This is a genomic window from Klebsiella sp. H-Nf2, assembly GCF_002806645.1.
Lineage (GTDB): Bacteria > Pseudomonadota > Gammaproteobacteria > Enterobacterales > Enterobacteriaceae > Klebsiella > Klebsiella variicola.
Window position 1 is genome coordinate 272,052 of the sequence record NZ_PIBL01000003.1, and the last position, 23,136, is coordinate 295,187.

Annotated in this window: 24 protein-coding genes; 15 read left to right on the top strand and 9 right to left on the bottom strand. The window is 58.2% G+C overall.

The features are described 5' to 3' along the window. The first annotated feature begins 101 nt into the window (after window positions 1-101). Window positions 102-1,250 (top strand): mannitol-1-phosphate 5-dehydrogenase, encoded by a 1,149-nt coding sequence (gene mtlD / locus CWM58_RS11650; protein WP_100680964.1) that lies wholly within the window; start codon window positions 102-104, stop codon window positions 1,248-1,250. After that, a complete protein-coding gene (mtlR, locus tag CWM58_RS11655) occupies window positions 1,250-1,846 on the top strand; it encodes a mannitol operon repressor MtlR (protein WP_002922401.1) in 597 nt (198 codons plus the stop codon). The genes mtlD and mtlR overlap by 1 nt, the downstream gene beginning before the upstream one ends. Here the strand turns inward: mtlR and CWM58_RS11660 are convergent. Next, a complete protein-coding gene (locus CWM58_RS11660) occupies window positions 1,835-2,059 on the bottom strand; it encodes a hypothetical protein (RefSeq protein ID WP_012540317.1) in 225 nt (74 codons plus the stop codon). The two genes, mtlR and CWM58_RS11660, sit on opposite strands and share 12 nt — an antisense overlap. 272 nt (window positions 2,060-2,331) lie before the next feature. Between CWM58_RS11660 and CWM58_RS11665 the strand changes: the two genes are divergently transcribed. From CWM58_RS11665 to trmL, 5 genes are all read left to right on the top strand, one after another. Further along, window positions 2,332-2,694 carry a YibL family ribosome-associated protein gene (locus CWM58_RS11665; protein WP_100680965.1) on the top strand — a complete coding sequence of 121 codons (363 nt, stop codon included), beginning with the start codon at window positions 2,332-2,334 and terminating at the stop codon, window positions 2,692-2,694. Between the two features lie 284 nt (window positions 2,695-2,978). After that, the gene (gene lldP, locus CWM58_RS11670; RefSeq protein ID WP_061152972.1) at window positions 2,979-4,634 is read left to right on the top strand and encodes an L-lactate permease; all 1,656 of its coding nucleotides are present in this window, start codon (window positions 2,979-2,981) and stop codon (window positions 4,632-4,634) included. Beyond that, a complete protein-coding gene (gene lldR, locus CWM58_RS11675; RefSeq protein WP_100680966.1) occupies window positions 4,631-5,404 on the top strand; it encodes a transcriptional regulator LldR in 774 nt (257 codons plus the stop codon). The genes lldP and lldR overlap by 4 nt, the downstream gene beginning before the upstream one ends. Further along, entirely contained in the window at window positions 5,404-6,588 is a 1,185-nt protein-coding gene (gene lldD, locus CWM58_RS11680) for an FMN-dependent L-lactate dehydrogenase LldD (protein ID WP_008806858.1), read from the top strand. Before lldR ends, lldD begins: the two co-directional genes overlap by 1 nt. Window positions 6,589-6,840: 252 nt before the next feature. After that, window positions 6,841-7,314 carry a tRNA (uridine(34)/cytosine(34)/5-carboxymethylaminomethyluridine(34)-2'-O)-methyltransferase TrmL gene (trmL, locus tag CWM58_RS11685; RefSeq protein ID WP_100680967.1) on the top strand — a complete coding sequence of 158 codons (474 nt, stop codon included), beginning with the start codon at window positions 6,841-6,843 and terminating at the stop codon, window positions 7,312-7,314. An 81-nt stretch (window positions 7,315-7,395) separates the two neighbouring features. Here the strand turns inward: trmL and cysE are convergent, their stop codons facing one another. From cysE to CWM58_RS11710, 5 genes are all read right to left on the bottom strand, one after another. Then, window positions 7,396-8,217 (bottom strand): serine O-acetyltransferase, encoded by an 822-nt coding sequence (cysE, locus tag CWM58_RS11690; protein ID WP_061152969.1) that lies wholly within the window; start codon window positions 8,215-8,217, stop codon window positions 7,396-7,398. A 73-nt stretch (window positions 8,218-8,290) separates the two neighbouring features. Then, window positions 8,291-9,310 carry an NAD(P)H-dependent glycerol-3-phosphate dehydrogenase gene (gpsA, locus tag CWM58_RS11695; protein ID WP_008806857.1) on the bottom strand — a complete coding sequence of 340 codons (1,020 nt, stop codon included), beginning with the start codon at window positions 9,308-9,310 and terminating at the stop codon, window positions 8,291-8,293. Continuing rightward, window positions 9,310-9,777: a protein-export chaperone SecB gene (secB, locus tag CWM58_RS11700; protein ID WP_040226392.1), complete on the bottom strand. Its 468-nt coding sequence runs from the start codon at window positions 9,775-9,777 to the stop codon at window positions 9,310-9,312. The genes gpsA and secB overlap by 1 nt, the downstream gene beginning before the upstream one ends. Window positions 9,778-9,837: 60 nt before the next feature. Then, on the bottom strand, window positions 9,838-10,089 hold the full coding sequence (gene grxC, locus CWM58_RS11705) for a glutaredoxin 3 (RefSeq protein WP_008806856.1): 252 nt from the start codon (window positions 10,087-10,089) through the stop codon (window positions 9,838-9,840). A 105-nt stretch (window positions 10,090-10,194) separates the two neighbouring features. Beyond that, on the bottom strand, window positions 10,195-10,626 hold the full coding sequence (locus tag CWM58_RS11710) for a rhodanese-like domain-containing protein (protein WP_008806855.1): 432 nt from the start codon (window positions 10,624-10,626) through the stop codon (window positions 10,195-10,197). Window positions 10,627-10,871: 245 nt separating this feature from the next. Here CWM58_RS11710 and gpmM point away from each other — a divergent pair, with 245 nt between their 5' ends. The 3 genes from gpmM to CWM58_RS11725 are packed head-to-tail and all read left to right on the top strand — an operon-like array spanning window position 10,872 to window position 14,657. Next, window positions 10,872-12,416: a 2,3-bisphosphoglycerate-independent phosphoglycerate mutase gene (gene gpmM / locus CWM58_RS11715; RefSeq protein ID WP_100680968.1), complete on the top strand. Its 1,545-nt coding sequence runs from the start codon at window positions 10,872-10,874 to the stop codon at window positions 12,414-12,416. 9 nt (window positions 12,417-12,425) lie between these two features. Then, window positions 12,426-13,697: a murein hydrolase activator EnvC gene (gene envC / locus CWM58_RS11720; protein ID WP_061152967.1), complete on the top strand. Its 1,272-nt coding sequence runs from the start codon at window positions 12,426-12,428 to the stop codon at window positions 13,695-13,697. A 3-nt stretch (window positions 13,698-13,700) separates the two neighbouring features. Beyond that, entirely contained in the window at window positions 13,701-14,657 is a 957-nt protein-coding gene (locus CWM58_RS11725) for a divergent polysaccharide deacetylase family protein (protein WP_061152966.1), read from the top strand. A gap of 5 nt (window positions 14,658-14,662) precedes the next feature. Here the strand turns inward: CWM58_RS11725 and CWM58_RS11730 are convergent, their stop codons facing one another. The 3 genes from CWM58_RS11730 to kbl form a co-directional block, all read right to left on the bottom strand. After that, window positions 14,663-15,451: a glycosyltransferase family 2 protein gene (locus CWM58_RS11730; protein WP_061152965.1), complete on the bottom strand. Its 789-nt coding sequence runs from the start codon at window positions 15,449-15,451 to the stop codon at window positions 14,663-14,665. A 169-nt stretch (window positions 15,452-15,620) separates the two neighbouring features. Next, complete coding sequence (gene tdh, locus CWM58_RS11735; RefSeq protein WP_004205051.1) at window positions 15,621-16,646, bottom strand: L-threonine 3-dehydrogenase; 1,026 nt, start codon at window positions 16,644-16,646, stop codon at window positions 15,621-15,623. 12 nt (window positions 16,647-16,658) lie between these two features. Further along, a complete protein-coding gene (kbl, locus tag CWM58_RS11740) occupies window positions 16,659-17,852 on the bottom strand; it encodes a glycine C-acetyltransferase (RefSeq protein WP_100680969.1) in 1,194 nt (397 codons plus the stop codon). A gap of 213 nt (window positions 17,853-18,065) precedes the next feature. Here kbl and rfaD point away from each other — a divergent pair, with 213 nt between their 5' ends. The 5 genes from rfaD to CWM58_RS11765 are packed head-to-tail and all read left to right on the top strand — an operon-like array spanning window position 18,066 to window position 23,096. After that, window positions 18,066-18,998, top strand: a complete 933-nt coding sequence (rfaD, locus tag CWM58_RS11745) for an ADP-glyceromanno-heptose 6-epimerase (RefSeq protein WP_061152963.1) — start codon at window positions 18,066-18,068, stop codon at window positions 18,996-18,998. A gap of 9 nt (window positions 18,999-19,007) precedes the next feature. Next, window positions 19,008-20,066, top strand: a complete 1,059-nt coding sequence (gene rfaF, locus CWM58_RS11750) for an ADP-heptose--LPS heptosyltransferase RfaF (protein WP_061152962.1) — start codon at window positions 19,008-19,010, stop codon at window positions 20,064-20,066. A 3-nt stretch (window positions 20,067-20,069) separates the two neighbouring features. Next, entirely contained in the window at window positions 20,070-21,041 is a 972-nt protein-coding gene (gene rfaC / locus CWM58_RS11755; protein WP_100680970.1) for a lipopolysaccharide heptosyltransferase RfaC, read from the top strand. Next, window positions 21,041-21,949, top strand: coding sequence for a sugar glycosyltransferase (locus tag CWM58_RS11760; protein WP_100680971.1), 909 nt, complete (start codon window positions 21,041-21,043; stop codon window positions 21,947-21,949). Before rfaC ends, CWM58_RS11760 begins: the two co-directional genes overlap by 1 nt. Continuing rightward, entirely contained in the window at window positions 21,927-23,096 is a 1,170-nt protein-coding gene (locus CWM58_RS11765; RefSeq protein ID WP_165785772.1) for an O-antigen ligase family protein, read from the top strand. Before CWM58_RS11760 ends, CWM58_RS11765 begins: the two co-directional genes overlap by 23 nt. Window positions 23,097-23,136 lie beyond the last annotated feature (40 nt).

Below are 23,136 nucleotides of genomic sequence, written 5' to 3' on the forward strand. Positions count from 1 at the left end.
CAAAGCGGTCCATTCCCTCTCCCTTTGGGAGAGGGTTTGGGTGAGGGGAAAAGCCTCACCCCAGCCCTCTCAGGTAAAAACATTAATTGAAGGTTAATACTATGAAAGCATTACATTTTGGCGCAGGTAATATCGGACGTGGCTTTATCGGTAAATTGCTGGCCGACGCGGGCATCGAACTGACGTTCGCCGATGTCAATCAGACCGTACTTGATGCCCTGAATGCCCGTCATAGCTATCAGGTTCACGTCGTCGGTGAGAATGAGCAGGTGGATACTGTCTCCGGCGTCAATGCCGTCAGCAGCATCGGCGATGAGGTTGTGGACCTGATCGCTGAGGTGGATCTGGTCACCACCGCCGTCGGTCCCGTCGTACTCGAGCGCATCGCCCCGGCCATCGCCAAAGGGCTGGCGAAGCGCAAAGCGCAGGGCACCGAACGCCCGCTGAACATTATCGCCTGCGAAAATATGGTGCGCGGCACCACGCAGTTAAAAGGCCACGTATTTAACGCGCTGGCCGAAGAAGATAAAGCGTGGGTTGAAGCCCATATCGGCTTTGTCGACTCTGCCGTTGACCGTATTGTGCCGCCATCGGCTTCCGCCACCCATGACCCGCTGGAAGTCACCGTGGAAACCTTCAGCGAGTGGATTGTCGATGAGACCCAGTTCAAGGGCGCGCTGCCGACTATCCCGGGAATGGAATTAACTGATAACCTGATGGCATTTGTCGAACGCAAGCTCTTCACCTTGAACACCGGGCATGCTATAACCGCCTACCTCGGAAAACTGGCGGGCCACCAGACGATTCGCGACGCGATCCTCGACGAGAAAATTCGTGCCGTCGTGCAGGGCGCGATGGAAGAGAGCGGCGCGGTGCTGATCAAACGTTACGCCTTTGACCCGCAGAAACACGCGGCTTATATCCAGAAAATTCTTGGACGTTTCGAGAACCCGTACCTGAAAGACGATGTCGAGCGCGTTGGCCGTCAGCCGCTGCGCAAACTGAGTGCTGGCGACCGTTTAATTAAGCCGCTGCTGGGTACACTGGAATACGGTCTGCCGCACCGCAACCTGGTGAAAGGGATTGCGGCGGCGATGCATTTCCGTAGCGAAGACGATCCGCAGGCGCAGGAGCTGGCGGCACTGATCGCCGACAAGGGGCCGCAGGCCGCGCTGGCGCAGATTTCCGGCCTGGATACCGCAAGTGATGTCGTCGCGGAGGCCGTTAACGACTACAACGCGGAAAAATGATGCACAACCTGGCGCGACCAACGTCGCGCCCATTACGACTCCTGTCAGATATGCAGGCAATGATGGAAGAAACACAAGCATTTGAAAACCGTGTGCTTGAGCGTCTGAATGCTGGCAAAACCGTACGAAGCTTCCTGATCGCCACCGTCGAGCTGTTAACGGAAGCGGTCAATATTCTGGTGCTTCAGGTGTTCCGTAAAGACGACTACGCGGTGAAATACGCCGTCGAGCCCTTGCTGGAGGGCAGCGGGCCGCTCGGCGATCTCTCTGTACGCCTGAAGCTGATTTATGGCCTTGGGGTGATAAGTCGTGCCGAATATGAAGACGCCGAACTGCTGATGGCCCTGCGCGAAGAGCTTAACCACGACGGCAATGAGTACAGCTTTACCGACGACGAAATTATCGGTCCGTTCGGCGAGCTGCACTGCGTCGCCGCCCTGCCGCCAACGCCGCAGTTTGATGACAGCGATGCCGAACTGCTGGCAATGCAGAAGCTGCGTTACCAGCAGATGGTGCGCTCAACAATGGTGTTGTCCCTGACTGAGCTGATTTCGCGAATCAGCTTAAAAAAAGCCTTCCAGAAATCAACGCTCTGATTCCGGCTCCGTCTGGTCGCAGGTCGGCCGGTAAAGCTGACGATAATATTCCAGACGCTGCAGAAACAACGCTTCCTTATCCTGGGGAATATCTCGGGGTATATGCTGCAGACGCGGAGATTTTTTCAAATACTCCATAAACGCCTGACTGGAAGCCATAAAATCAACCGCTTTATCGATTAAACGTGGTACGCCGTCGCCGATCTTTGCCATCACGTCCTCCTTTTGGGAATAATCTTAATAAGCATTAGTCAAATCACCGGCGCGGGTTAAGGAAAACGTGCTTATCCGCCGACAGGCTTCACAGAAATGAAATTAGACCAGGTGTTAGGCAGAATATTAATAAAATTCAAATTATTAGCTAGTATGAGTATCCCATTCTGACGGCGATAAACGGCGAATTTTTGATAAATAACTATCAACAATGGCGGTCACGGCACATACTATAGGCGAATGAAGCCCCTTTATTAACAGATTAAGTCACCATGAAAGAAGTCGAAAAGAATGAAATCAAGCGTCTGAGCGACCGTCTCGACGCCATCCGCCATCAGCAGGCCGAGCTGTCGCTGGTGGAAGCCGCCGACAAATACGCCGAGCTGGAAAAAGAAAAAGCCACCCTGGAAGCGGAGATTGAACGTCTGCGTTCCGTCCAGAGCCAGAAGCTGAGCAAAGAGGCGCAGAAGCTGATGAGTCTGCCGTTCCGCCGCGCGATTACCAAAAAAGAGCAGGCCGATATGGGCAAACTGAAGAAAAGCGTCCGTGGTCTGGTGGTCGTCCATCCAATGACCGCCCTGGGCCGGGAAATGGATCTGCAAGAGATGACCGGTTTCGCCCGCAGCGAATTCTGATCCCCTGCCCTCTCCGCCCGGAGAGGGTCATTCTGTCTCCACGCTCCCTGTTTTTATCCCCAGCCAGGCCGATTGGTCCAACCAATAATTTCATCCACCCCCCAGCAGTTCACAAATCCATCAAAATACATCACAAACACGTTGCTTAAGAGCAACATCTGATTAACCATTCGTTGTCATCAACCCTGATACCCTTAATTGGCCGGGCCAATTTTACCTACGATGGGATCGGCAATGAGCGCAGACTCAGCCCTCCTCTCCTGGCGGCCCGATGGAGACCCTGCATGAATCTCTGGCAACAAAACTACGATCCCGCCGGTAATATCTGGTTATCCAGTCTTATCGCATCGCTACCGATACTGTTTTTCTTTTTTGCGCTGATTAAGCTCAAACTGAAAGGCTATATCGCTGCCACCTGGACCGTCGCTATCGCACTGACCGTCGCCTTGCTGTTCTATAAAATGCCGGTGGATCGCGCCTTAGCCTCGGTGGTCTACGGCTTCTTCTATGGCTTGTGGCCTATCGCGTGGATTATTATCGCCGCGGTCTTCGTCTATAAAATCTCGGTGAAGACCGGGCAGTTCGACATCATCCGCTCATCGATCCTGTCGATTACACCGGACCAGCGCCTGCAGATGCTGATCGTCGGCTTCTCGTTCGGCGCCTTTCTCGAAGGGGCAGCGGGTTTCGGCGCGCCGGTCGCGATTACCGCCGCGCTGCTGGTCGGTCTTGGGTTTAACCCGCTGTATGCGGCTGGCCTGTGCCTGATCGTCAACACCGCGCCGGTGGCCTTTGGCGCGATGGGCATCCCGATCCTGGTCGCCGGCCAGGTGACCGGTATCGACAGCTTCGCCATCGGCCAGATGGTGGGCCGCCAGCTGCCGTTCCTGACCATTATCGTCCTGTTCTGGATCATGGCCATTATGGACGGCTGGCGGGGCATCAAAGAGACCTGGCCGGCGGTGATGGTTGCAGGCGGTTCGTTCGCCATCGCCCAGTACCTCAGCTCTAACTTCCTTGGCCCGGAGCTGCCGGACATCATCTCGTCGCTGGTCTCCCTGGTCTGTCTGACCTTGTTCCTCAAACGCTGGCAGCCGGTGCGCATCTTCCGCTTCGGCGATATCGGCGCCTCGCAGGTGGATATGACGCTGGCTCGCACCCGCTACACCGCGGGACAAGTGATCCGCGCCTGGTCGCCGTTCCTGTTCCTGACCGCCACCGTGACCCTGTGGAGCGTACCGCCGTTTAAAGCGCTGTTCGCACCGGGCGGCGCAATGTATGACTTCGTCATCAATATTTCGGTGCCGTTCCTCGACAAAATGGTTGCCCGTATGCCGCCGGTGGTTAGCGCCGCGACGCCATACGCCGCGGTGTATAAATTCGACTGGCTGTCGGCAACTGGCACCGCCATTCTGTTCGCCGCCCTGCTGTCCATCGTCTGGCTGCGCATGAAGCCGAAAGACGCGCTGACCACCTTCGCCGGGACACTGAAGGATCTGGCGTTGCCAATCTACTCTATCGGTATGGTGCTGGCGTTCGCCTTTATCTCCAACTACTCCGGGCTGTCGTCGACCCTGGCACTGGCGCTGGCCCATACCGGCCACGCATTTACCTTCTTCTCGCCGTTCCTTGGCTGGCTGGGGGTATTCCTGACCGGTTCGGACACCTCGTCTAACGCCCTGTTTGCTGCGCTGCAGGCAACGGCGGCGCAGCAGATTGGCGTCTCCGATATTCTGCTGGTCGCGGCCAACACCACCGGCGGCGTCACCGGCAAGATGATTTCCCCGCAGTCGATCGCCATCGCCTGCGCCGCGGTAGGCCTGGTGGGTAAAGAGTCGGATCTGTTCCGTTTTACCGTCAAACACAGCCTGATCTTCACCTGCATGGTAGGCCTGATCACCACGCTGCAGGCCTACGTTTTAACCTGGATGATCCCGTGATAGTGATGCCTAAACGCCTGGCCGACGATGTGGCGCGTCGCGTCCGGGCGCTGATTGAAGAACAACAGCTGGAGGCGGGCATGCGACTGCCCGCTGAACGCCAGCTCGCCGCCCAGCTCGGCGTCTCGCGCAATTCCCTGCGCGAAGCGCTGGCGATGCTGGTCAACGAAGGGCTGCTGCTGAGCCGTCGCGGCGGCGGCACCTTCGTCCGCTGGCAGCATGAGCCTTGGTCTGAGCAAAACATCGTCCAGCCGCTGAAGACGCTGCTGGCTGACGACCCCGACTACAGTTTTGACATCCTCGAAGCCCGCCACGCCATTGAGGCCAGCACCGCGTGGCACGCAGCGATGCGGGCGACCGACGCCGATAAAGAAAAAATTCGTCTGTGCTTTGAAGCGACCCAGAGTGAAGATCCGGATATCGCCTCGCAGGCGGATGTCCGCTTCCATCTGGCGATCGCCGAAGCCTCGCATAACGTGGTGCTCCTGCAAACCATGCGCGGCTTTTTCGACCTGCTGCACTCCTCCGTTAAGCAGAGCCGCCAGCGCATGTATCAGGTGCCGCCGGTGTTTGCCCGCCTGACCGAACAGCACCAGGCCGTGATGGAGGCTATTGTTGCCGGTGACGCCGAGGCGGCGCGCCAGGCGATGATGGGCCACTTAGGTTTTGTCCACGCCACGATTAAACGTTTTGATGAAGACCAGGCCCGCCAGGCGCGAATTACCCGCCTGCCCGGTGACCACAATGAAAATTCCAGGGAGAACTCGTGATGATTATTTCCGCCGCCAGCGACTATCGCGCCGCCGCACAGCGTATCCTGCCGCCGTTTCTGTTCCACTATATCGACGGCGGCGCCTACGCCGAACATACCCTGCGCCGCAACGTCGAGGACCTTTCCGATGTGGCCTTGCGCCAGCGTATTTTGCGCAATATGTCGGACCTGAGTCTCGAGACCACTCTGTTCAACGAGAAGCTGGCGATGCCGACGGCGCTGGCGCCGGTCGGGCTGTGCGGCATGTACGCCCGCCGCGGCGAAGTGCAAGCGGCGGGTGCAGCAGACGACAAAGGCATTCCGTTCACCCTCTCTACCGTTTCCGTTTGCCCGATTGAAGAGGTCGCCCCGACCATCAAGCGCCCGATGTGGTTCCAGCTGTACGTTCTGCGCGACCGCGGCTTTATGCGCAATGCGCTGGAGCGCGCTAAAGCCGCAGGCTGCTCGACGCTGGTCTTTACCGTCGATATGCCGACCCCTGGCGCCCGCTACCGCGACGCCCATTCCGGCATGAGCGGCCCGAACGCCGCCCTGCGCCGCTACTGGCAGGCGGTGACTCATCCGCAGTGGGCGTGGGACGTCGGCCTTAACGGTCGCCCGCACGATCTGGGCAATATCTCCGCCTATCTCGGCCAACCAACCGGTCTGGAGGATTACATCGGCTGGCTGGCGAATAACTTCGATCCGTCGATTTCATGGAAAGACCTCGAGTGGATCCGCGATTTCTGGGACGGCCCGATGGTGATCAAAGGGATCCTCGATCCGGAAGACGCCCGCGACGCGGTGCGCTTCGGCGCTGACGGCATTGTGGTCTCCAACCACGGCGGCCGCCAGCTCGATGGCGTGCTCTCCTCGGCCCGCGCCCTGCCGGCGATTGCCGACGCGGTGAAAGGCGACATTACTATTCTCGCCGACAGCGGCATCCGCAACGGTCTCGACGTGGTGCGGATGATCGCCCTGGGCGCCGACAGCGTACTGCTGGGCCGCGCGTATCTGTACGCCCTGGCGACCCACGGTAAGCAGGGAGTGGCGAATCTGCTGAACCTGATCGAGAAAGAAATGAAAGTGGCGATGACCCTGACCGGGGCGAAAACCATCCGTGAAATCAGCCGTGATTCGCTGGTGCAGAATGCCGAAGCGCTGCAGACCTTCGATGCGCTGAAGCAGAATAACGCCGCGTAGGCGGCGGCGTCATTCTCTCCCCTCACCCTAATCCTCTCCCAAAGGGAGAGGGGACTGTCCGGCAGACAGGTTAGCGGCGGCGTTTCCCTGAGCCTCTGTCCACGAGAAGTATCGACTGATGGGTGAGTCCTTTACCAGCCCCCCTCCGGCTCACCGACCGGCGCCGGTTTTCCCCCTCTCCCTCAGGGAGAGGGCCGGGGTGAGGGTTCGCCAAATATCTGCTATTCTGCCCCCCGCAATTAAGGGGGCAGTATGCTGAACATCGTGTTATTCGAACCAGAGATCCCGCCGAACACCGGGAATATTATCCGCCTGTGCGCCAACACGGGCTTCAGTCTGCATATCATTGAGCCAATGGGCTTCACCTGGGACGATAAGCGCCTGAGACGCGCCGGGCTGGACTATCACGAGTTCACTGCCGTGCAGCGCCATACGGATTACGCGGCGTTTACTGCCAGCGCGCAGCCGCAGCGTCTGTTCGCTCTGACCACCAAAGGCACGCCGGCGCACAGCGCAGTGAGCTATCAGGATGGCGATTTCTTGATGTTTGGCCCGGAAACCCGCGGTCTGCCGGCCAGCATCCTCGATGCCCTGCCGCCAGAGCAGAAAATCCGTATTCCGATGATGCCGGACAGCCGCAGCATGAACCTGTCAAACGCGGTGTCGGTGGTGGTGTATGAGGCCTGGCGCCAGCTGGGGTATCCGGGCGCCGTGTTGCGCAGCTAACCTGAGCCATTCCCGGATGGCGGCGCGCCGCGCCTTATCCGGGTTACATATCTGAGCTTAACGCCGGCAAATAGCAATACATCAAATCCCGTCGCCGTACTCGAAGGTGTGGTGGATGCCGTTGAAATGCTGATCCATATCCATCGCCGGCTTGTCGCTCTCCGGCTTGCCGACGATGCGTGCCGGTACGCCCGCCGCGGTGGTGTGCGGCGGAACCGGCTGCAATACCACCGAACCGGCGCCAATCTTCGCCCCACGTCCCACTTCGATATTACCGAGGATCTTCGCCCCGGCGCCAATCATCACGCCTTCGCGAATTTTCGGGTGACGGTCGCCGCTGGTTTTACCGGTACCGCCGAGGGTAACCGACTGCAGAATAGAGACGTCATCTTCAATCACCGCCGTTTCGCCGACCACAATGCCGGTGGCGTGGTCGAGCATGATCCCACGGCCGATTTTCGCCGCCGGGTGAATATCCACCTGGAACGAGACGGAGACCTGATTTTGCAGGAAAATCGCCAGCGCGCGTCGGCCCTGAGTCCACAGCCAGTGGCCGATACGATAGGCCTGCAGCGCATGAAAACCCTTCAGGTAGAGCAGCGGCGTGGAGTATTTATCCACCGCCGGGTCGCGCGTGCGCACCGCCTGAATATCGCAGGCGGCGGCGGCGATCATTTCCGGATCGGCGGCATAGGCCTCTTCCACCACTTCGCGAATGGCGATCGCCGGCATAATCGGCGAGGCCAGCTTGTTGGCCAGCATATAGCTCAGCGCACTGCCCAGATTTTCATGCTTGAGTAGCGTAGCGTGGTAAAAACTGGCGAGCATCGGCTCACAGTCAGCCAGAGCCCGGGCTTCGGCTTTAATATTATTCCAGACGATATCCAGTTCTTCACACGGCATTGCATACTCCAGACGATATGATAATGACCTGCCAGTTCTGCGCTGGCAGGGTCATTCAGGTGACAAAGGAAAGCTAATTACTGCTGCGCTCGTCCTTGCGGGCGCGACCCAATAAGGTCAATGCTGCCTCGCGCGCAATTTTTCCGCAATACAATACCTGATAAATTTCCTCGGTTATTGGCATTTCGACACCTAAACGCTGTGCCAGAACGCGAACTTCCTTGGTATTGCGGTAGCCTTCGACCACCTGGCCAATCTTGTCCTGGGCGCTCTGCACGTCCATACCCTGGCCGAGCATCATGCCGAAGCGACGGTTACGGGACTGGTTGTCGGTGCAGGTGAGCACCAGGTCACCCAGGCCGGCCATGCCCATAAAGGTTTCTGGATCGGCGCCCAGCGCCGCCCCAAGACGGGACATTTCCACCAGCCCGCGGGTGATCAGCGCCGTACGCGCATTGGCGCCGAAGCCGATGCCGTCCGACATACCTGCCCCGATGGCGATGACGTTTTTCACCGCACCGCCGAGCTGCACGCCGATAAAGTCCGGGTTGATGTAGACGCGGAAGCTCTTGCCGCAGTGCAGCAGGTGCTGCAGATCCTCGGCAAACTGCGGATCCGTCGCTGCCAGAGAAATCGCCGTCGGCAGGCCGGCGGCCAGCTCTTTGGCGAAGGTTGGCCCCGAGATCACCGCCAGCGGGATATCATCGCCCAGCGCTTCACGCGCCACGTCCTGCAGCAGGCGGCCGGTTTCAGCCTCCAGGCCTTTAGTCGCCCACACCAGACGTGCGTCGGGACGCATCAGCGGTTTAATCTGACGTAATACCTGGCCGAACACATGGCTTGGCACCACGACCAGAATGTCGCGGCTGGCAGCCAGCGCCGTAGCCAGGTCGCTCTCAAGATGCAGCGTATCCGGGAAAGGCACATCGGGAAGGAACGCGGCGTTGCAGCGATCGTGTTGCAGCGTCGCGATATGTTTCGGGTCGTGGCCCCAGAGCACAACGTGGTGGCCATTTCTTGCCAGGGTGATGGCAAGAGCGGTGCCGTAAGAGCCGGCACCGATCACAGTCATTGCAGCATTAAGTGCGTTCATCAGGCATCCTGATGTTGTTCAGCACCTTCGCCAGCCTGCTGCTGCAGATAGTTCATAAACAGCGCGTCGAAGTTCACTGGCGCAAGGTTAAGTTGCGGGAAGGTACCGCGGGAAACCAGGCTGGTGATGCACTCGCGCGCGTACGGGAACAGAATGTTCGGGCAGTATGCGCCGAGGCAGTGCGCCATCTGGGTGCCGTCGATGCCGTCGATGGAGAAAATACCGCCCTGCTGTACTTCACAGAGGAACGCGGTTTCTTCGCCCAGCGCGGCGGTCACGGTCACACGCAGCACCACTTCATAAACGCCTTCAGCCAGCTGGGTGGAGGCGGTATCCAGATCAAGTTTAACTTCCGGCTGCCAGTCTTTCTGGAAAACTTGCGGCGCGTTCGGCGCTTCAAAAGAGATATCTTTGGTATAGATACGCTGGATCTGGAAGGTCATTTCGGTGCTGTTTTGTTCTGACATAGTAAAACCCTTTCGTGTTGTCCTTAAATACGCGCTTCCGCCAGGGAAAGCGCGCAAAAATTAGCGCAAGAGGGGATCAAGTCCACCACGTGAATCAAGCGCATACAAGTCGTCACAGCCGCCAATGTGCTGCGCATCAATAAAAATCTGCGGAACCGTCGTCCGTCCGCTGCGCTGGATCATCTCCTCACGCTTCGCGGCATCGCCATCGATCGGCAACTCATGGAACGTTACGCCTTTGCTGTTCAACAGCGCTTTCGCGCGTACGCAGAACGGGCAGGTCGCTTTGGTGTAGATCTCAATATTGGCCATGACTTTACTCCTGTTTTTACCCTGGGGGTTTTACGCCGCAGCCTGAGCTTCCCCTCACGTCAGGCATGAAGGGGAAAGCGCGGCGGCATTACCACGCGAGGTAAGTTATTTGCCGCGTACCAGAGGAAGGTTTTCGCCGCTCCAGCCAGCGATGCCCTCTTTCAGTACAAAGACTTTTTCAAACCCGGCTTTGTTCAGCGCGCTGGCTGGCTCTTGCGCCTGCATACCGGAACCGTCTACCACAATAATGGGTTGCGATTTGTGTTTTTCCAACTCGCCGACGTTATTGGCTTTGATATCGGCAGGCAGCAGGTTGATGGCGCCGGCAATATGGCCTTTACGGAAATCGTCACGCTGACGCAGGTCGACCACCACCGCATCTTCTTTATTGATAAGACGCGTCGCTTCACCACGAGTGATGACTTTAACTTTCGACATCAACCCTTTAAAGGTGGTGAACAGTACCGCACCCAGCAGCGCGATCCACGCGATGCTCAGGACCGGGTGACGGCCGATGAATTGCATAATTTCTTGCATGGGGGGTTACAACTCCCGACTAAGTGATAAAAAACCAGGGAAGGAGTATACCTGTGCATTGCGGCAAATACAGCCAGTGAGCGCGATGTAATGTATTTTCTGCGGCCGGTCACGAAAAAAAAACCGCCTTCGCCATCGCCTCTGGCACCGCCCCTTCCCTTTCTTTGATCTTTCACGGGGATTTAAACGATTCAGCTGTAGTAAAATTACGCAAAATTTCTGTCTTTGAGCATGAGGTTGTCGCAATGTCGGTTTCTAAAAAACCTATGGTACTGGTGATTCTGGATGGCTACGGCTATCGCGAAGACCAACAGGATAACGCCATTTACAGCGCTAAAACGCCGGTAATGGATGCCCTGTGGGCCAAACGTCCGCATACCCTGATCGATGCATCCGGCCTGGAAGTCGGCCTGCCGGACCGTCAGATGGGGAACTCTGAAGTAGGCCACGTCAACCTGGGCGCCGGTCGTATCGTCTACCAGGACCTGACCCGTCTCGATGTTGAAATTAAAGAACGCACCTTCTTCGCCAACCCGGTACTCACCGCCGCGGTCGACAAAGCGGTCGCCGCCGGTAAAGCGGTGCATATCATGGGCCTGATGTCTCCGGGCGGCGTCCACAGCCACGAAGATCACATCATGGCGATGGTGGAGCTGGCAGCAGAGCGCGGCGCTGAGAAAATCTACCTGCACGCCTTCCTTGATGGCCGTGATACGCCGCCGCGCAGTGCGGAAAAAACGCTGGCAAAATTCGAAGCCAAATTTGCCGCGCTGGGCAAAGGCCGCATCGCATCTATCATTGGCCGCTACTACGCCATGGACCGCGACAACCGTTGGGATCGCGTGGAACAAGCTTATGACCTGATGACCCTGGCGAAAGGCGAATTCCAGGCGGATACCGCCGTCGCAGGTCTGCAGGCTGCCTACGCCCGTGATGAAAACGACGAATTCGTCAAAGCGACCGTTATCCGCGCCGCCGGCCAGGCCGATGCCGCGATGGAAGACGGCGACGCGCTGATCTTCATGAACTTCCGTGCTGACCGCGCGCGTGAAATCACCCGCGCCTTCGTCAACGCCGACTTCGACGGCTTCGCGCGTAAGAAAGTGGTTAACCTCGACTTCGTGATGCTCACCGAATACGCCGCCGACATCAAAGTCGCCTGCGCTTATCCGCCCGCCTCGCTGGCTAACACCTTCGGCGAGTGGATGGCGAAGCACGATAAAACCCAGCTGCGCATCTCCGAAACTGAGAAATACGCTCACGTCACCTTCTTCTTCAACGGCGGCGTAGAAGAGCCGTTTAAAGGCGAAGAGCGTATTCTGATTAACTCGCCAAAAGTGGCGACCTACGATCTGCAGCCGGAAATGAGCTCTGCCGAGCTGACCGAGAAACTGGTCGCCGCCATCAAAGGTGGCAAATACGACACCATCATCTGTAACTACCCGAACGGCGATATGGTTGGCCATACCGGGGTGATGGAAGCGGCAGTGAAAGCGGTTGAAGCGCTGGATCACTGCATCGACCAGGTGACTCAGGCAGTGGAATCCGTTGGCGGCCAGTTGCTGATCACCGCCGACCACGGCAACGCCGAGCAGATGCGCGACCCGGCCACTGGTCAGGCGCACACCGCCCATACCAACCTGCCGGTTCCGCTGATCTACGTCGGTAACAAAGCGGTCAAAGCGGTCAATGGCGGTAAACTTTCCGACATCGCCCCGACCATGCTGTCGCTGATGGGAATGGAAATCCCGCAAGAGATGACTGGCAAGCCGCTGTTCATCGTGGAATAATCCTTCCCCATGAGGGGAAAGGCGACGTATTCAACTACATGGATCGCAACGGCAGTTCGATCCGTCCTTTACGCCAGCGCGCTCAGCGCTGGCGTATTGCTGTGCGCGTCATCTGCTCACGCCGACGATCGCGATCAGCTAAAATCTATTCAGGCCGACATCGCCGCCAAACAGCGGGCGATTAAGCAACAGCAGCAGCAGCGCGAAACCCTGCTCGCCCAGCTCAGGGCGCAGGAAGAGGCGATCGCCGCCGCGACCCGCAAACTCCGCGAAACCCAGGACAGCCTGAACCAGCTCAATAAGCAAATTGACGAGATGAACGCTTCTCTCGCGAAGCTGGAGCGCCAGCGCGCGTCTCAGGAGCGTAACCTCGCCGCGCAGCTTGATGCCGCGTTCCGTCAGGGGCCGCATACCGGCATCCAGATGGTGCTGAGCGGTGAAGAGGGTCAGCGCAACCAGCGGATGCAGGTCTATTTCAGCTATTTCAACCAGGCTCGCCAGGAGACTATCGCGGAACTGAAGAAAACGCGCGAAGAGATGGCGGTGCAAAAATCGATGCTCGAAGAGAAGCAGAGCCAGCAGCAGACGCTGGTCTACGAGCAAAAAGCCCAGCAGGCGAAGCTGGAGCAGGCGCGTAACGAACGGAAAAAGACCCTTTCCGGGCTGGAGTCTTCCATTCAGCAGGGTCAGCAACAGCTAAGTGAAATGCGGGCTAACGAATCGCGCCTACGCGGTCGTATCGCCCAGGCGGAGGCTGCCGCCAAAGCCCGAGCCGATCGGGAAGCACGCGATGCACAGGCGGTGCGCGACCGCCAGCAGGAAGCGTCGCGCAAAGGCACCACCTATAAACCAACGGAAAGCGAGCGTTCGCTGATGTCACGCACCGGCGGGCTGGGCTCGCCGCGCGGTCAGGCGTTCTGGCCGGTTCGCGGTCCGCTCCTTCATCGATATGGCGAACAGCTGCAAGGTGAACTACGTTGGAAAGGGATGGTTATCGCCGCGTCTGAAGGTACCGAAGTCAGAGCCATTGCCGATGGTCGGGTCATTCTGGCCGACTGGCTGCAGGGCTATGGTCTGGTGGTGGTGGTCGAACATGGCAAAGGCGACATGAGCCTGTATGGCTATAACCAAAGCGCGCTGGTCAGCGTCGGTACGCAGGTGCGTGCCGGCCAGCCTATCGCGCTCGTAGGCAGCAGCGGCGGTCAGGGCCGTCCGTCGCTCTATTTCGAAATTCGCCGCCAGGGTCAGGCGGTCAATCCACAGCCGTGGTTGGGAAGATAAGTTTTGCTTCAATTTCGCGCAATTGCTCTTGCCGTAGCCGGTTCGCTGGCTCTGGCGGCGCCAGCGTTCGCTGGCAAACTCTCCATCGTTATTGACGATTTTGGCTACCGCCCGCAGACCGAGAATCAGGTGCTGGCGCTGCCGTCAACTATCTCCGTCGCCGTGCTGCCGAACGCGCCGCACGCCCGGGAAATGGCCACTAAAGCGCATAATCTGGGCCATGAAGTGCTCATCCACCTGCCGATGGCGCCGCTCAGCAAACAGCCGCTGGAAAAAGACACCCTGCGCCCCGAGATGAGCAGCGAGGAGATCGAGCGCATCATTCGCGAGGCTTACGGCAAAGTCCCCTACGCCGTCGGGCTGAATAACCATATGGGCAGTGCGATGACCTCCAACCTGTTTGGCATGCAGAAGGTGATGCAGGCCCTGGAGCGCTACAATCTCTATTTTCTCGACAGCGTCACCATCGGCAATACCCAGGCCATGCGCGCCGCGCAGGGCACTGGGGTGAAGGTGATCAAGCGCAAGGTGTTTCTTGACGATACGCAGAATGAAGCCGATATCCGCACCCAGTTCAATCGCGCCATCGCCCTGGCGCGGCGCAACGGTTCGGCGATAGCCATTGGCCATCCGCATCCGACGACGGTGAGGGTGCTGCAGCAGATGGTCTATAACCTGCCGCCGGATATCACGCTGGTGCGCCCGAGCAGCCTGCTGAACGAGCCACAGGTCGACAACTCGACGCCAAACTATGCTCAGCCGCCTGCGCAACAAACACTGCCAACGCAGCAGAAACCGCGTAATCCGTTCCACGGCGTGAAGTATTGCAAGCCGAAGCAGCCGCTGGAGCCCGTGAACGCCAGCCGCTTCTTCACTATCCTCAGCGACAGCATCAGCCAGAGCGCGCTGGTCCAGTACTATCGCCTCAAATGGCAGGGCTGGGACAATCCAGGCAACTAGACCACTCAGGGGTCCGTTCGCTTTTGCGCGACGGGCGCCTGGTTATCTTCGTGGGCGTACCACGCCTTAAAATATTTCAGAAAGCTGTAAAACGTGGCGTACAGGCCAGTGACTACGCCGACCTTGCCATAGCGCCATGCCCCGCTAAACAGATACCACTTAAAGAAAGCGCCAATGGCGCTGACGATCCCCCGCGTCAGCGAAGGTTTGACCGGCTGGTGCTTCACCAGCCGGGTGGTATAGCTGTTCAGCTTATTAAACACTTCATGCAGCGAATAAAAGGTGTCATGGCGAACGAAGCCCGGCAGCCTGACGGAGCGTGCGTGTCCGACCACCTGGTCATCCACCGGCCGATCGTTAAACCGCGCCTGCTGGCGGTTAAAGAGGCGCACCGGGTAATCCGGCGAGGAAATGGGGTAGATCGTCCGCACCTGCGTGCCGAGCACAAACCAGTAGCGCGGCAAACGCCAGGCGCAGGTTGGGTCTGGCTCCTCGCCCGCTTTTAACGCCTGAATGGCCGCCACCACGTCGTTATCAAGAATCTCATCGCTGTCCATGCACAGCACCCAGTCATGGCTGGCCAGCCCGATGGCATAGTTCATCTGGGCGCCGTGGGCTTTATAGGCATGGTGATGGACGGTGAGACCAAACTGCTGACAAATAGAGACCGTTTCGTCGGTGCTGCCGGAGTCGACGACGATACATTCATCGGCCACCTTCAGCAGCGGCGGCAGCACCTCCATCAGCAGGCGCGCAGAGTTACAGGTCAGTAAGCATACGGAGAGTTTAAGCATGATAGTTACAAAGTTAAACCGCGACTAAACACACTGTATAAGCGAATAACCGTAAAATCGATGTAGAAATTGTGCGCTTAATATTAAGCAGGCTAAAAATGTTATCCAAATCTAAATTAAGGCGCCCGCAGGCGCCTTTTTTGCTGATTTTTACAACAGACCGGAGGCGTTATTCCCAGCTCAGAACCACTTTACCGGACTGGCCGGAGCGCATCGCGTCAAAACCTTTCTGGAAGTCATCAATGCCGAAGCGGTGGGTGATGATCGGTGAAAGATCCAGACCAGACTGGATCAGCGCCGCCATCTTGTACCAGGTCTCGAACATTTCGCGACCATAGATACCTTTGATAAACAGCCCCTTGAAGATGACCTTGGTCCAGTCGATGGACATATCCGACGGCGGGATACCCAGCATCGCGATGCGGCCGCCGTGGTTCATGGTATCGAGCATGCTGCGAAACGCCGGCGGCGCGCCGGACATCTCCAGACCCACGTCAAAACCTTCGGTCATGCCCAGTTCGGCCATCACGTCATTGAGGTTCTCTTTCGCCACGTTCACCGCGCGGGTCACGCCCATTTTGCGCGCCAGCTCAAGACGGTACTCGTTGACGTCGGTGATCACCACGTTACGCGCGCCGACGTGTTTCGCCACCGCCGCCGCCATCACGCCGATCGGACCGGCGCCGGAAACCAGTACATCTTCCCCGACCAGATCGAAGGAGAGCGCGGTGTGTACCGCGTTGCCGAACGGGTCGAAGATAGACGCCAGGTCATCAGAAATATTGTCCGGGATTTTAAAGGCGTTAAAAGCCGGGATCACCAGATACTCGGCAAAGCAGCCCGGGCGGTTGACGCCCACGCCGATGGTGTTGCGGCACAAATGGGTGCGGCCCGCGCGGCAGTTGCGGCAGTGGCCGCAGGTGATATGCCCTTCGCCGGAGACGCGGTCGCCAATCTTAAAGCCGCGCACTTCCTGACCAATCCCCACCACTTCGCCGACGTATTCGTGACCGACCACCATCGGCACCGGAATGGTCTTCTGCGACCACTCATCCCAGTTGTAGATGTGCACGTCGGTCCCGCAAATGGCGGTCTTGCGGATTTTAATCAGCAGATCGTTATGGCCGACTTCCGGTTCCGGTACGTCGGTCATCCAGATGCCTTCTTCCGCTTTTAGTTTGGATAACGCTTTCATCTCACACCCTTATTAGGCGATGACGCCCAGTTGTTTGCCGATGCGGGTAAAGGCTTCCACCGCACGCTCAATTTGTTCAGGGGTATGCGCCGCCGACATCTGGGTGCGAATACGCGCCTGGCCTTTCGGTACCACCGGATAGAAGAAGCCGGTGACATAGATCCCTTCTTTCTGCAGCTCGCGGGCAAAGTTCTGCGCCACCACCGCTTCACCCAGCATCACCGGAATGATGGCGTGGTCGGCGCCCGCCAGCGTGAAGCCCGCCGCGGTCATTTGTTCGCGGAACAGACGCGCGTTAGCCCACAGGCGATCGCGCAGGTCTGCCCCCTCTTCAACCATCTCCAGCACTTTGATGGAGGCGGCCACGATGGCCGGCGCCAGAGAGTTGGAGAACAGATACGGACGGGAACGCTGGCGCAGCCACTCAACCACCTCTTTACGCGCGGCGGTGTAGCCGCCGGAGGCGCCGCCCAGCGCTTTACCCAGCGTGCCGGTGATGATGTCGACGCGACCCATCACGTCGCAATATTCATGAGAGCCGCGGCCGTTTTCGCCGACGAAGCCGACGGCGTGGGAGTCATCGACCATCACCAGCGCATCGTATTTATCCGCCAGGTCGCAAACGCCTTTCAGGTTGGCGATCACGCCATCCATCGAGAAGACGCCGTCGGTGGCGATCAGCACATGACGCGCACCGGCCTCGCGCGCTTCTTTCAGACGCGCTTCCAGCTCCTGCATATCGTTGTTGGCATAGCGGAAGCGCTTCGCTTTACACAGACGCACGCCGTCGATGATCGAGGCATGGTTCAGGGCGTCGGAGATAATGGCGTCTTCCGGCCCGAGCAGCGTTTCAAACAGGCCGCCGTTGGCGTCAAAGCAGGAGGAGTAGAGGATCGCGTCTTCCATCCCGAGGAAATCGGCCAGCTTCTTCTCCAGCTGCTTATGCGTGTCCTGGGTACCGCAGATGAAGCGCACCGAGGCCATCCCGAAGCCGTGGCTGTCCATGCCGGATTTCGCCGCGGCAATCAGTTCCGGGTGGTTCGCCAGACCCAGATAGTTATTGGCGCAGAAGTTAATCACGTGGCTGTCGCCGACGGTAATGTCCGCCTGCTGCGCCGAGGTGATGATCCGCTCTTCTTTGAACAGGCCTTCGGCCCGAGCGGTTTCCAGATTACTCGTTAACTGTTTGTAGAAATCACCACGCATTGCAACTCTCCAGATTCGGCAAAATTTGGCACATATTACCCAAAGCTATACGCTGATACGAGATGATGCAGGCCTGAATGAATTATTTGCAGCATAAATCACGTCAGCCCAGCACCTTATTCTGCGAATGGCTGTAGGCTTGCTCATGTGGTGATATGATATGAGCATTCATGCCCGGATTGTCTTCGGGCTCCCAACTTCAAAGGTACAGTTATGATCATCGTTACCGGCGGCGCAGGCTTTATCGGCAGCAACATCGTTAAAGCGCTGAATGACAAAGGCATCACCGACATTCTGGTTGTCGACAATCTGAAAGACGGCACCAAGTTTGTGAACCTGGTTGACCTGAACATCGCTGACTACATGGATAAAGAAGACTTTCTGATCCAGATTATGGCGGGTGAAGAGTTCGGTGAAATCGAAGCGATCTTCCACGAAGGCGCGTGCTCTTCCACCACAGAGTGGGATGGCAAGTACATGATGGACAACAACTATCAGTACTCTAAAGAAGTGCTGCACTACTGCCTGGAGCGCGAGATTCCGTTCCTGTACGCCTCTTCCGCGGCCACCTACGGCGGGCGCACCAGCGACTTCATCGAGTCCCGCGAGTACGAACAGCCGCTGAACGTCTACGGCTACTCCAAATTCCTGTTCGACGAATACGTCCGCCAGATCCTGCCGGAAGCCAATTCGCAGATCGTCGGCTTCCGCTACTTCAACGTCTACGGGCCACGCGAAGGCCACAAAGGCAGCATGGCGAGCGTGGCTTTCCACCTCAACACCCAGCTGAATAATGGCGAAAGTCCGAAACTGTTTGAAGGCAGCGACGGCTTCAAGCGCGACTTCGTCTACGTGGGCGACGTTGCCGCCGTTAACCTGTGGTTCTGGGAAAACGGCGTTTCCGGGATCTTCAACCTCGGCACTGGCCGCGCGGAATCCTTCCAGGCCGTCGCCGATGCGACCCTGGCGTACCACAAGAAAGGCAGCATCGAGTACATCCCGTTCCCGGACAAACTGAAAGGCCGCTACCAGGCGTTCACCCAGGCGGATCTGACTAACCTGCGCAAAGCGGGCTATGACAAACCGTTCAAAACCGTTGCCGAAGGCGTAACGGAATATATGGCCTGGCTGAATCGCGACGCGTAAGAAACAAGCATGAAAATATTGGTGATAGGCCCGTCTTGGGTGGGCGACATGATGATGTCGCAAAGTCTTTATCGTACGCTCAGGGCGCGCTATCCCCAGGCGATTATCGACGTGATGGCGCCAGCCTGGTGCCGTCCGTTGCTATCGCGCATGCCGGAAGTGAACGAAGCGATCCCGATGCCGCTGGGCCACGGCGCGCTGGCTATCGGCGAACGCCGCAAGCTCGGCCACAGCCTGCGCGAGCGTCGCTACGATCGTGCCTACGTGCTGCCAAACTCGTTTAAATCGGCATTAGTCCCTTTCTTTGCCAACATCCCGCTGCGCACCGGCTGGCGCGGCGAGATGCGCTACGGCCTGCTCAACGACGCCCGGGTGCTGGATAAAGACGCCTGGCCGCTGATGGTGGAACGCTACGTGGCACTGGCCTACGACAACGGCGTGATGCGCTGCGCCAAAGATCTGCCGCAGCCACTGCTGTGGCCGCAGCTGCAGGTCAACGATGGCGAAAAATCACAGGCCTGCAACGCCTTTAATCTCTCAAACGAGCGGCCGATCATCGGCTTCTGCCCCGGCGCGGAATTCGGACCGGCAAAGCGCTGGCCGCACTATCACTATGCTGCGCTGGCGAAAAAGCTTATCGACGATGGCTATCAGATTGCGCTTTTCGGCTCGGCGAAAGATAACGATGCCGGCAAAGAGATCATCGCCGCCCTCAGCAGCGAGCAGCAGGCCTGGTGCCGTAATCTGGCGGGTGAAACCCAGCTGGAACAGGCCGTGATCCTGATTGCCGCCTGTAAAGCTGTAGTGACTAACGATTCGGGGCTGATGCACGTCGCCGCCGCGCTGGACCGCCCGCTGGTGGCACTGTACGGTCCGAGCAGCCCGGACTTCACCCCGCCGCTGTCGCATAAAGCGCGCGTGATCCGCCTGATTAGCGGCTACCACAAAGTGCGCAAAGGCGATGCCGCGGAAGGCTATCATCAAAGCCTGATCGACATCACGCCAGAACGCGTCCTGCAAGAGCTGAACGAATTGTTGACGGAAAAAACCGAGCACGAGGAAGCGTAACGGATGCGGGTATTGATCGTAAAAACCTCGTCCATGGGCGACGTGCTACACACGCTGCCCGCGCTAACCGACGCTGCGCAGGCCATCTCCGGCATTCGCTTCGACTGGGTGGTTGAAGAGGGTTTCGCGCAGATCCCCTCCTGGCATGAAAACGTCGACCGGGTGATTCCAGTGGCGATTCGCCGCTGGCGTAAAGCCTGGTTTTCCGCGCCGATTAAAGCGGAGCGTCAAGCCTTCCGCGAGGCTGTTCAGGCGGTAAAGTATGACGCCATCATCGACGCCCAGGGGCTGGTGAAAAGCGCCGCGCTGGTCACTCGCCTGGCACACGGCGTGAAGCACGGTATGGACTGGCAAACGGCCCGCGAGCCGCTGGCGAGCCTGTTTTACAATCGCCGCCATCATATCGCGAAACAGCAGCACGCGGTGGAGCGTACCCGTGAGCTGTTCGCCAAAAGCCTCGGCTACGCGAAACCCCAGACGCAGGGGGATTACGCCATTGCGCGCCATTTCCTGCAGCACGAGGCTAGCGCTACCGCGCCCTATCTGGTGTTCCTGCACGCCACCACCCGCGACGATAAACACTGGCCAGAAACCCGCTGGCAGGAGCTTCTCGATCTGCTGGCCGACAGTGGCGTCCGCATTAAGCTGCCGTGGGGCGCCCCGCACGAAGAGGCGCGGGCAAAACGACTGGCGGAAGGACGTGAGTATGTTGAAGTGCTGCCGCGTATGAGCCTTGAGCAGGTGGCGCAGGTCCTGGCCAGCGCCCGGGCCGTCGTCTCGGTCGATACCGGACTGAGCCATTTGACCGCTGCGCTGGATAAACCGAACTTCACGCTCTACGGCCCGACCGATCCGGGGTTGATTGGCGGATACGGTAAAAACCAGCATATCGTCAGGCCGGAAAACAGCACCAGCACCAGCGATATTCCGGCCAGTCGGGTTCATCTTCTCCTGCAAAATCAGGGGCTGCTCTGATGGGATCCCTGTTTAAACAGATCTACCGCTATACACGCCCTCGCGCTTATCGTCACAATGAAAATCTGTGGCCTTTTACCCGCATTACGCGCGCGCCGAGCGGCGAAATCAGCGCGTTACGCTATAAAGGGAAAACGGTGCCGCTGGTCAGCCTGAGCGCGCTGAAAAACAGCATGCAGGGCGAAGTCCTGCTGACCGCCACCGGCCCCTCAACCCGTAATATCGACTTTTCCCTGTTATCGGAAACGATCCCGGTGATGGGCGTCAATGGCGCCTGGCATCTTGCCGACAGGCTGCACTTTTCGCTCTATACCATCGTCGACATGGAATTTTTCGATAAGAAGCCTGACATTATCCGCGCCATTGTCAGCCAGCCGGAGATTCTGCTGTTCACTACCATGCACGGAATTGCCAAGATCCTCGATCGCTATGGGGACGCACTACGCTGCCGTTTGGCGTTGATTGAGGACGGTTGCTATAAGATTTACCAGCCGAAAGTCGCCAGCGAAGCGATAAAGCGCACTTACCAGCAGAATGCGGCGATGTGCTTTCATCCCCAGCGCCCGGATATCTGCTTTAGCACCGATATTCGCCAGGGCATCTTCGATGCCGGCACGGTGGTCTACTGGGCGCTGCAAATTCTCGCCTGGCTGGGCTTCAATACTATCCTGGTGAGCGGCCTGGATATGACCAACTTTAACCAGCCGCGATTCTATGAAACACAACAAGAAAAATTGCCTTCGTACCTGGCAACAAAAGTGGATACCCTCGTCATGCCCTCCTTTGCGCATGCCGCTCAGGTACTGCAGCAACGTCAGGTCCGGGTGATTAATTTTTCTCCAGAAAGCGCTGTGCCGGATACTATCTTCGAAAAGGTTGCGTTTAATGAGTACTTTAAAAATGAGTAACTACGCCAGACAGGGTTACTCGATTGTCTTTCCTTTATTTTTATTTTTCAGCGCGATTTTTTGCATGTCCACCCGGACCAATAATCTGCTGCATTTATCGCTCCTGTTGCTGTTGCTGTCGCTGGTACGCCAGGAAAATCGCCAGGCGCTGGCCGGGGTGTTACGCGAGCAGTGGCAGACCTGGACGCTGCTGGCGGCTTTCTTTATCTATTACGCCCTCAGTAACCTGTGGGGGCATACGCCGCAGCATATTGACTCGCCGATCACCCACGGCGTGTATCTGACGGGGTATCTGTTGCTGATGGCGATGCTGCTCAGCGACGGACAAACCCGCCGTCTGGCCATGCTGGCGGTGGTTGGCGGGATCACCGTGCTCTCCCTGTGGACGCTGATTATCGACCACACGCTGGTCCTCACTGCACGAGCGGTCTCCCCCGAGAACCCCGGGCCAACGAACGTTATCGACCTTGCCGGTTACTGCGGCATCGGCATTTTAATCTGCGGCATGCTACTGAAAGAAAAAGCCAGCCACTGGCTCTATCTGCCGGTCGCCATCATGCTGGTGATGCTGCTGCTCACCCAAAGCCGTGGGCCGATCATCGCCCTGGTACTGGCGGTCGGCTGTACGCTGCACCTGCACGTCTTCACCCGCCGCAACCTGCTGATCGCCGCGGCGCTGGCCGTACTGGTAGCGCTGCTTTTGGTCATGACGCCGGTGGGTGACATGCTGCTCGCCCGTTTTGAAGAGCTTGGCACCCAAAGCGGGCTGCGCCTGAGCATCTGGCACCATACGCTGTCGGAGATGGCCAGCCAGCCGTGGCTGGGGCGCGGCTTCAGCTATGAACTGGATTTCATCAACTACAGCGGTGAGCACATCACTACCACCCACAGCGTGTATATGGGTGCCCTGCTGAAAGGCGGCATCGTGGGGTTACTGCTGCTGCTGGCGGTCATTGCCTGTGGGCTATGGCAGGCGTGGCGCAAGCGCCGCACCGACAGCCGCTACAGCCTGGCGATCCTGTTCTACGCGCTGGTTTTTATGGCCTCGCAGGGGATGTTTATCATTAGCAACCCACGGGAGACCTGGGTGCTGTTCTGGCTGCCGATGGGCATTGCGCTCAGCAAAGGGCTGGCGGAAAAACGCTAACAAAAAGGGCCGTCAGCGGCCCTTTTTTTATATTCACTTT

Excerpts from the sequence above, each read along its gene's own strand:
- envC (WP_061152967.1), top strand. The coding sequence starts at position 12,426 with ATGAGGGGAAAGGCGACGTATTCAACTACATGGATCGCAACGGCAGTT.
- tdh (WP_004205051.1), bottom strand. The coding sequence starts at position 16,646 with ATGAAAGCGTTATCCAAACTAAAAGCGGAAGAAGGCATCTGGATGACC.
- secB (WP_040226392.1), bottom strand. The coding sequence starts at position 9,777 with ATGTCAGAACAAAACAGCACCGAAATGACCTTCCAGATCCAGCGTATC.
- cysE (WP_061152969.1), bottom strand. The coding sequence starts at position 8,217 with ATGCCGTGTGAAGAACTGGATATCGTCTGGAATAATATTAAAGCCGAA.
- rfaC (WP_100680970.1), top strand. The coding sequence starts at position 20,070 with ATGCGGGTATTGATCGTAAAAACCTCGTCCATGGGCGACGTGCTACAC.
- rfaD (WP_061152963.1), top strand. The coding sequence starts at position 18,066 with ATGATCATCGTTACCGGCGGCGCAGGCTTTATCGGCAGCAACATCGTT.
- CWM58_RS11765 (WP_165785772.1), top strand. The coding sequence starts at position 21,927 with ATGAGTACTTTAAAAATGAGTAACTACGCCAGACAGGGTTACTCGATT.
- CWM58_RS11660 (WP_012540317.1), bottom strand. The coding sequence starts at position 2,059 with ATGGCAAAGATCGGCGACGGCGTACCACGTTTAATCGATAAAGCGGTT.
- kbl (WP_100680969.1), bottom strand. The coding sequence starts at position 17,852 with ATGCGTGGTGATTTCTACAAACAGTTAACGAGTAATCTGGAAACCGCT.
- CWM58_RS11665 (WP_100680965.1), top strand. The coding sequence starts at position 2,332 with ATGAAAGAAGTCGAAAAGAATGAAATCAAGCGTCTGAGCGACCGTCTC.
- CWM58_RS11710 (WP_008806855.1), bottom strand. The coding sequence starts at position 10,626 with ATGCAAGAAATTATGCAATTCATCGGCCGTCACCCGGTCCTGAGCATC.
- mtlD (WP_100680964.1), top strand. The coding sequence starts at position 102 with ATGAAAGCATTACATTTTGGCGCAGGTAATATCGGACGTGGCTTTATC.
- rfaF (WP_061152962.1), top strand. The coding sequence starts at position 19,008 with ATGAAAATATTGGTGATAGGCCCGTCTTGGGTGGGCGACATGATGATG.
- gpmM (WP_100680968.1), top strand. The coding sequence starts at position 10,872 with ATGTCGGTTTCTAAAAAACCTATGGTACTGGTGATTCTGGATGGCTAC.
- lldD (WP_008806858.1), top strand. The coding sequence starts at position 5,404 with ATGATTATTTCCGCCGCCAGCGACTATCGCGCCGCCGCACAGCGTATC.
- lldP (WP_061152972.1), top strand. The coding sequence starts at position 2,979 with ATGAATCTCTGGCAACAAAACTACGATCCCGCCGGTAATATCTGGTTA.
- CWM58_RS11730 (WP_061152965.1), bottom strand. The coding sequence starts at position 15,451 with ATGCTTAAACTCTCCGTATGCTTACTGACCTGTAACTCTGCGCGCCTG.
- gpsA (WP_008806857.1), bottom strand. The coding sequence starts at position 9,310 with ATGAACGCACTTAATGCTGCAATGACTGTGATCGGTGCCGGCTCTTAC.
- trmL (WP_100680967.1), top strand. The coding sequence starts at position 6,841 with ATGCTGAACATCGTGTTATTCGAACCAGAGATCCCGCCGAACACCGGG.
- grxC (WP_008806856.1), bottom strand. The coding sequence starts at position 10,089 with ATGGCCAATATTGAGATCTACACCAAAGCGACCTGCCCGTTCTGCGTA.
- mtlR (WP_002922401.1), top strand. The coding sequence starts at position 1,250 with ATGCACAACCTGGCGCGACCAACGTCGCGCCCATTACGACTCCTGTCA.
- CWM58_RS11760 (WP_100680971.1), top strand. The coding sequence starts at position 21,041 with ATGGGATCCCTGTTTAAACAGATCTACCGCTATACACGCCCTCGCGCT.